6 protein-coding genes and 1 pseudogene are annotated in these 7032 nt (G+C 74.8%); 5 read left to right on the top strand and 2 right to left on the bottom strand.

The annotated features are described in order from the left end of the window. Positions 1-584 (bottom strand): annotated as a pseudogene (locus ACFW2E_RS37515) (HAD-IC family P-type ATPase); the annotation flags it as partial. 392 nt (positions 585-976) lie between these two features. Between ACFW2E_RS37515 and ACFW2E_RS37510 the strand changes: the two are divergent. Both ACFW2E_RS37510 and ACFW2E_RS37505 read left to right on the top strand, forming a co-directional pair. After that, positions 977-1123, top strand: a complete 147-nt coding sequence (locus ACFW2E_RS37510; RefSeq protein ID WP_384473719.1) for a hypothetical protein — start codon at positions 977-979, stop codon at positions 1121-1123. 175 nt (positions 1124-1298) lie between these two features. Continuing rightward, positions 1299-1448, top strand: a complete 150-nt coding sequence (locus ACFW2E_RS37505; protein ID WP_384473716.1) for a hypothetical protein — start codon at positions 1299-1301, stop codon at positions 1446-1448. 301 nt (positions 1449-1749) lie between these two features. Here the strand turns inward: ACFW2E_RS37505 and ACFW2E_RS37500 are convergent, their stop codons facing one another. Further along, entirely contained in the window at positions 1750-3339 is a 1590-nt protein-coding gene (locus ACFW2E_RS37500; protein ID WP_384473713.1) for an AMP-binding protein, read from the bottom strand. On the opposite strand from ACFW2E_RS37500, the gene ACFW2E_RS37495 reads away from it, so the two are divergent. The 3 genes from ACFW2E_RS37495 (at position 3322) to ACFW2E_RS37485 (ending at position 6950) form a co-directional block, all read left to right on the top strand. Further along, complete coding sequence (locus ACFW2E_RS37495) at positions 3322-3639, top strand: response regulator transcription factor (RefSeq protein WP_384473710.1); 318 nt, start codon at positions 3322-3324, stop codon at positions 3637-3639. The two genes, ACFW2E_RS37500 and ACFW2E_RS37495, sit on opposite strands and share 18 nt — an antisense overlap. 390 nt (positions 3640-4029) lie before the next feature. Continuing rightward, a complete protein-coding gene (locus tag ACFW2E_RS37490; RefSeq protein WP_384473707.1) occupies positions 4030-4641 on the top strand; it encodes a hypothetical protein in 612 nt (203 codons plus the stop codon). Next, positions 4641-6950, top strand: a complete 2310-nt coding sequence (locus ACFW2E_RS37485; RefSeq protein ID WP_384473704.1) for a bifunctional serine/threonine-protein kinase/ABC transporter substrate-binding protein — start codon at positions 4641-4643, stop codon at positions 6948-6950. The genes ACFW2E_RS37490 and ACFW2E_RS37485 overlap by 1 nt, the downstream gene beginning before the upstream one ends. Positions 6951-7032 lie beyond the last annotated feature (82 nt).

Below are 7032 nucleotides of genomic sequence, written 5' to 3'. Positions count from 1 at the left end.
GCGTCGGCGGCGTCCGGGTCGCCCACCTTGCGGACCGTGCCGTCGGGGCCCGCGACGCGGGTCAGCCGCAGCCTGTTCTCGGTGAGCGTACCGGTCTTGTCGAAGCAGATGGTGTCCATGCGGCCCAGCGCCTCCAGGGTGCGCGTGGTGCGTACGAGGACGCCGTGCCGGCTGAGCCTGCGGGCCGCCGCGAGCTGCGCCACCGTCGCCACCAGCGGCAGCCCCTCGGGCACGGCGGCCACCGCCACCGACACTCCGCCGGAGACGGCCTGCCGGATCGGCGTCCCGCGCAGCAGCGAGAGGCCGGTCACCGCGGCGCCGCCCGCCAGCGTCAGCGGCAGCGCCTTGCGGGTCAGCTCCTGGAGCCGGGCCTGCACACCGGCCGCCGACGGCGTGCGCGCGGCCAGCGAGACCGCCCGGGCGGCCTCGGTGTGCTCGCCGGTGTCCACGACGACGGCCTGGGCGCGTCCGGCGACCACGGTCGTGCCCTCGCAGACCATGCAGTGCCGCTCGGCGACGGGCGCGTTCGTCACCGGGTCCACGCACTTGTCCACCGGCAGGGACTCGCCGGTGAGCGCGGACTCGGTGGCCCCCCCGCCCACCCCCACCACCACCCCCCCCGCGGCCCGCCCCCCCCCCCCCAACCTTGCCGTGCGACGGGCCCTACTGCAGGGCGATGTTGCCGAGGATCGCCTCGGCGTCCGCCTCCGCCACAGCGTCGGTGACGGCCTCCGGCTCGCTGTTCGGCACGTTCTTGTTGTTGCTGGCCACGGCAGTGCCTCCTTCTCGATTACCCGCAATCGAGGTTCGCCAGCGGCCATCGGAGAATCAAGGCAACTCCCCCGCATTCCAACCGGATTCAAGACGCAATCCAGAATCCGGGCCCCGGTCCAGCACGACTCGGCCCGAATTCGAGCAAGCCTGCACAGCCTGTTTGGCAAATAGTTGCCATTCCGGCCCGACGAAGGAGCAGGACATGTCCTCCCCCCATGACGTGAGGCGCGTGCTGCGCCGAGCACGGCTGCGTGCCGTCGGCGCGGTCGCCGCCAGGATCATGCGGGACGCCCCGGTCCCCGCTCCGCGCGCGACCGCGCGGCTCACGCCCTTCGCGGGCCGTCCCTGAGCCGACCGCCGGCCGGCCCGCGGCCCGCCCGTCCCGGCGGCCGTGCCGCGGCGGTCCTCACGCGGCTCTCGTACGTTCTTCGAGCGGTTCTCCAGCGGATCCCGGCAGGATCTCAAACTGCCCGACCCCTGCCCGGGGGCCGGTTCCCGCTCTTCCCGCTTCCAGGGGGTCGATGATGAGGCCGTGGGTCAGCGCGCCTTCCGCAGCCGGTACGCCGACGGTGTCCTCCGGCGACGAGGAGACCCAGCGGCTCACCGCGTCCCAGCCCGCCGATCCGGCCCAGGAGGCCCAGTCCGACGACGACATCGGCTGGCCGAAGCAGTAGGGGCATCTCAGTCAGAAAAACGATTCTGCAAGGGTTGGCGAGGCGACGGGTCGACGGGCCGGTCACCGCCGCCCCGAGGGCGCCTGTGTCCTGTCGCCGAAGACGATGAGCCGTTCGGGCCCGACGGTGACGGACAGGGCGGCCGCAGCCGTAAGCCGGCCCGCCGCACCTGCCTCACCGACCGGGGCCACCCGGTGGCCCCGGTACCGGTCCCCACCAGCACCCCGGACGAGGCCCCGACCGAGACGACACCCCGGCCCCGCTCGGCCCTCGGGGCGCCCCGCACCCCTTTCCGAGGCCCTCAGGCCGCGGTCAGGTACTGGCGCACCATCAGCCGCGGTACCGGCCTTCCCGCAGCGGCCCGGGGAAGGGTCTCCAGCGCCTCGAGGCGCCGGATCTGCTCGCCGGGCCCGAGCCGGGCGTTGGCGCGCCCGGCGATGGCGTCGAGGACGCCCGGCAGGCCGCGGACCGCCTCCCGCAGCACGACCCCGGCCCACACCGACGAGCCGGTCACGGGATCGGGGACCTCCGCCACGGCGCAGTCCGCCACCCTGGGGTCCCGGCGCAGCACCCGCTCCACCACTCCGGGCGCGACGACGGCGTCGCCGCAGGCGAAGGGGGAGCCGGACCGGCGTACCAGGTGCAGCTGGTCGTCCAGGTCGAGGTAGCCCACGTCCCCCGTGGCCAGCCAGCCGTCGGCGCGGCCCGACGGCACCTGCGGGCCGCGGATCTCCACCTCGCCGTCGGACCACACCGGCACGGGCTCCCGGGTGACGGGGTCGACGACACGGCACTCGGTACCCGGCAACGGCACGCCGACCGCGCCCCGTTCGGGGCGCGCCCCGGGCGCCTGGGCGTGGGAGAGCGCGCCCAGCGCGCCGAGCCCGCCCACTCCGTAGCCCTGGAGCACGGGCACGCGCAGGGTGTCCCCCAGACGGCGTGCGACGAACGGCTCGAGGGCGACGCCGCCGGAGTGCACGGCGCGCAGATGCCCGCCGGGCAGGGCCGTACGGTGACCGGCGAGACGCTCGTCGTCGGCGAGACGGGTGAGCCGGGTCGACAGGCCGTAGTAGTGGGTGGCGCGCCGGCTGCGGCTCACGGTCATCCCCGCGCACGGGTCCGTGTCGTTCACCAGGACCTGCTCGGCCCCCGCGTGCACGGCCGCGCCGAGCAGGGCCGGGTGGTAGGCCGGCATCTGGTTGACGACGACGCTCGCCGGGTCGAGGTGGTGGGCGACGGCGATCTGCGCGGCGTTGGCGAGCAGGTTGCGATGGGTCAGTCGCAACTCACGGAGCCCCGCGGTGGGATGCGGCACGAGTTGTACACAGGCCACCGCGTCGATGTCGTCGACCGGTGTGTCGAACGGCGTACCGGGCACCTCGCGCAGGGCGTCCGCCAGCGACAGGACGGCCACGCGACCGGCCACGGAGCCGGGACCGGAAACGGGGCCGCCCACGGCATCGTTGTCGGCACCGGCACCGGCCCCCGCGTCGGTGACGACGATCGTGTGCAGGCGGGGCAGCGGCTCCCCTTCCGCGACGAGCCGCCCGGCCAGGGCGCCGGGCACGAAGGCGATCTCGGCACCCGTCGCCGAACACAGCTCGCGGGCGGCCGCGGATCCCGCCGCGGGGTCGAGCAGCGCCAGCGGACGCCCACTGCGGACCGCGCCGAAGTACAGCGCGGGAAAGGCGGCGTCCAGGGCACAGGCCACCGCGACGGCGGCGTCCGCCCGCGGCAGGGCGCGGTGGACCCAGTGGGCCACGCGGTCGGCCTCGCGGTCGAGCGTCTCGAAGGTCGCGGTGCTCCCCTCGGTCGTGACGGCCGGGGGGGGGGGGGGGCGCCCCGCGCGGGGCTGGGTCCGCGCGCGGCCGCGATGTGGCAGCGCGGGCACCGCATCGCGCAGGCGGGTGGCGCACGCCTGCTGGTGGACCTGGCCGAGTTGATCCGGCCGCAGGTCATGGCGGAGGCGCCCGGCCTGCCGGCGGAGCTGGCCGAACTGACGGCGCGTGAGCTGGAGGTGGCCCGGCTGGTGGCGGAGGGCCTGAGCAACCAGGACATCGCCGCGCGGCTCCATCTCAGCCGGCGCACGGTCGAGACACATCTGTCCTCGGTCTACCGCAAGGCATCCGTGTCGTCCCGTTCGGCCCTGGCCGGCCTCATGACACGTATCGGGTTGGGTACCGGACCGTGACGGGCCGGAGGGCGGCGCTCCCCCTCGTCCGGCGCGGCGGGCAGTGGTCACGTGCCGAGGCACGGAGAACTACGTAGGCCGTTACGTGTTTCCACCGAGGCCGCCCGTCCGGCGGACGTCTACGTTCGAGGGGTCGGACGAAGTGAGCTGCTGCGAGGGGACCGCGTGAAGCGCAACACCGTTGGCGGGCGGACGAGTTGGGTGACCCTCCTGTTGGCGGGAAGTGTGCTGGCCGGTTGCGCGGGGGGCTCGGACGGCTCGGGGAAGGGGGAGGGCGACGGGCCCGCCCGGCCGTCCGGGGCGCCCTCGCACAGTGCCGCACCGGGGAACGGGGCGAGTGCTTCGAGCCGACCGGGCCCCGCCGCGGCCGTCACTCCCGACGCCGCGCTGGTGCCCAGAACCTCGGCGGACGGGCGCACGCTGGCGGACTCCGCCGTGCTCGCACCGGGCGACTGGGGCCGGGGTTTCGTCGCGCAGAGCCCGGCCGCGAGCACTCCGGGAACCTGGGCGGTACTGGACGGGAACTGCCGCTGGGAACGGCAGAAGCTCCCCCGTAAAGTCCTGGCCAGCGTCTCCCGGTACAGCCGGCTGCCCGGTGGCGGAGGCAAGGGCACCGTCAAGGTGACGGCCGCGGCCACCGTGCACGCCTCCGTCCTCGGTGCCGACCAGCAGATGAGCACCACCCTGGAGGAGGTTCTGCGCTGCCCCGAGCAGCAGCCCCGCAGCGACGAGCGCATCACGGGCCTGATGTCACTGGGCACGCCCTTCGGCGCCCGCGGGCAGCAGTACGCCGACGACTACGTGATCGAGGACGGCGCGTACGTCCGGAAGAGCGGCGGCACCCAGCCGTACAGATGGATGGTCGCGCGGCTCGGCACGGTCGTCGTGGCCGTCTCCGTGACCGGCGCCAAGGGGTACTCCGAGCAGGAGCTCCAACAACTCGGGACCGATGCCCTGGCGAAGATGCTGGGACGCGTCCAGCGGCGGCTGGAGGGGAAGTGATGGAACCGCTGCGCACGTCCGATCCGTCCAGGCTGGCGGACTACCGGCTGCTCGGGCGGCTGGGAGCCGGTGGCATGGGCGTGGTGTACCTGGGCCGGTCCGCCGCCGGGTCCCTGGTGGCCCTGAAGGTGATCCGGGCCGAGTACGCCGAGGACGCCGACTTCCGGGAGCGGTTCCGGCGCGAGGCCGACACGGCCCGCCGGGTGACCAGCCCGTGGGTGGCCTCCCTCGTGGGTGCCGACACCGAGGCGGCGGCACCCTGGCTGGCCACCGCATTCGTGCCGGGCCCCTCGCTCGGTGAGGCCGTCGCGGCACACGGTCCCTTGCCCGTGCCGAGCCTGCGGGTGCTGGGCGCCCGGCTCGCACGGGCCCTGCACGAGATCCACGCGGTCGGTCTCGTGCACCGGGACGTCAAGCCGGGCAATGTGCTGCTCGCACTCGACGGGCCCCGGCTCATCGACTTCGGTGTGGCCCGGGACCCGGAGGACACCGCGCTCACGTCGACGGGCATCGTGGTCGGCACTCCCGGCTTCCTGTCGCCCGAACAGGCCCAGGGCGGACGGGATTTGGGTCCGGCCGGCGACATCTTCTCGCTCGGCTGCGTACTGGCCTACGCGGCCACCGGCCGCCCTCCGTTCGGCACCGGCGCTCTCGACGCGCTGCTGTTCCGCACCGTGCACGACGCCCCGGACCTGGAAGGTGTTCCGGAGGACCTCGCCGACGTGGTGAGCCGCTGTCTGGAGAAGGACCCGGGCGAACGGCCCACCGCGGAGGAACTGACGCGGGCGCTTGCGGTCGCCGCCCGCGGCCCGGACGCCGCGTCTTGCGACCCCAGAGAGTTGCTGCGGGCACGCCGCCGCCCCGCGGAGGACGCCGACCCGGCCGCGGCGACCCCCGGGGGGGGGGCCGAGAGGCCGCCCCAAAAGCGGGGGGCCCGCGCCGAGACCCGCAGGGTGCCCCAGCCGCTTGTGCCGGAGTGTGCCGAGCGGTCGGCCGCAGGGCTCGCCCTGCCCGGCATCGACGACACCGAGGTCGGCGCGGCCGCGAACACCACCACGGCCCTGGACGGGCCGGCCGGGCGGACGGGCGACCGCGCCGTCGGCAGACGTCGGTTCCTCCTGCTGGCCGGTGGCGCGACGGTCGCCGCGGCCGGAGGCGGACTGGCGGCCTGGGCCGCGCATTCCGGTCGCGGCAAGGGTTCGGGCTCGGGCGCGGCGGGATCGCGGCCGGTGCACACGATCGGGCTGCACGCCGACCTGACCGGCGATCAGAAGGCGGTCGGCCGCGCTCAGGAGAGGGGGCTGCGGCTCGCGGTCGAGGAGTTCAACGCCCGTGCGGACAGGCCCTTCACGCTCGCCGTGAAGACCGCGGACGACGGAGGTGATCCGGCCAAGGCCCAGGCCGCTGCCGGGCGTCTGGTCGCGGACCGCTCCGTCCTGGCCGTCATCGGCCCCACCACGGACGCCACCGCCCAGGCCGCGCTCGCCCCGTACGACGCCGCCCTGCTTCCCGTCATCGCGGTGTCGCCCGGCGCCACCCTGCTGACGGTGCAGGGGAGCCGGACCATCCTCCAGGCCCGCCCGATGGACGCGATCCTGCCCTTCTATCTCAGTGCCTATCTGCGCGGCACCGCGAAGTCTCGCACGATCGGCATCGTCGACGACCGGGCGGCGGACGCCTATGCCTGGGCGATCAGCAGCACGCTGAGCAAGATCCTGCGGGACGCGGGACAGCCGGCCGTTCCGAAGGTGGTCAGCGCCCTGCGGACGGACTTCGGGCCGACGCTCGACGCCCTCCTCCACGGCGGCGCGGACTCCGTGGTGTTCGCCGGCTACCACGAGCGGGCCGCCCTGCTCGCGCGGGAACTGAAGACCCGCGGCTTCCCCGGGGCCCGGGCAGCCGCGCAGGGAGTGCTCGACGCCCGCTTCCAGTCGGCCGCCGGGGACGCGGCCGAGGGCTGGGTGGTCGTCGCCCCCGTCATGGACGCCTCCGTCGCCCCGCAGGCCAGGGCATTCGCGGCCGCGTACCGCAGGCGTTTCCGTACCGAGCCCGCGCGGTACGCGGTCGAGGCGTACGACGTGGCGGGCATGGTCATCAGGACCCTGGGCGCCCTGCGCGCCGAGGACGTCACCCGCGCGAACCTGACGACGGCGCTGCGCAGGGCCACCTACAAGGGCATCACGAAGAACTTCGCGTTCAAGAAGGAGACCGGTTCGCTGGTCATCGACGGTGGCGGGGTCTACCTGTGGCAGGTCTCCGGCGGCCGGTTCGCCTACCAGGGTGTGGCGCCGTTCCAGGTGTCCGCCTGATGGTGCGTTGATGGAGCCGTTGCGCGGCGCCGACCCGGCCGGGATCGCGGGCTACCGGCTGGTGCGCCGGCTGGGCGCCGGC

Source organism: Streptomyces sp. NPDC058964 (assembly GCF_042741275.1).
GTDB lineage: Bacteria > Actinomycetota > Actinomycetes > Streptomycetales > Streptomycetaceae > Streptomyces.
The sequence above is the reverse complement of the archived record's forward strand: the minus strand, read 5'-3'. Positions and strand labels throughout refer to the sequence as shown.

Bases quoted from the DNA above. Each gene is read 5' to 3' on its own strand.
- ACFW2E_RS37510 (WP_384473719.1), top strand. From the start codon at position 977: ATGTCCTCCCCCCATGACGTGAGGCGCGTGCTGCGCCGAGCACGGCTG.
- ACFW2E_RS37505 (WP_384473716.1), top strand. From the start codon at position 1,299: ATGAGGCCGTGGGTCAGCGCGCCTTCCGCAGCCGGTACGCCGACGGTG.
- ACFW2E_RS37495 (WP_384473710.1), top strand. From the start codon at position 3,322: ATGTGGCAGCGCGGGCACCGCATCGCGCAGGCGGGTGGCGCACGCCTG.
- ACFW2E_RS37485 (WP_384473704.1), top strand. From the start codon at position 4,641: ATGGAACCGCTGCGCACGTCCGATCCGTCCAGGCTGGCGGACTACCGG.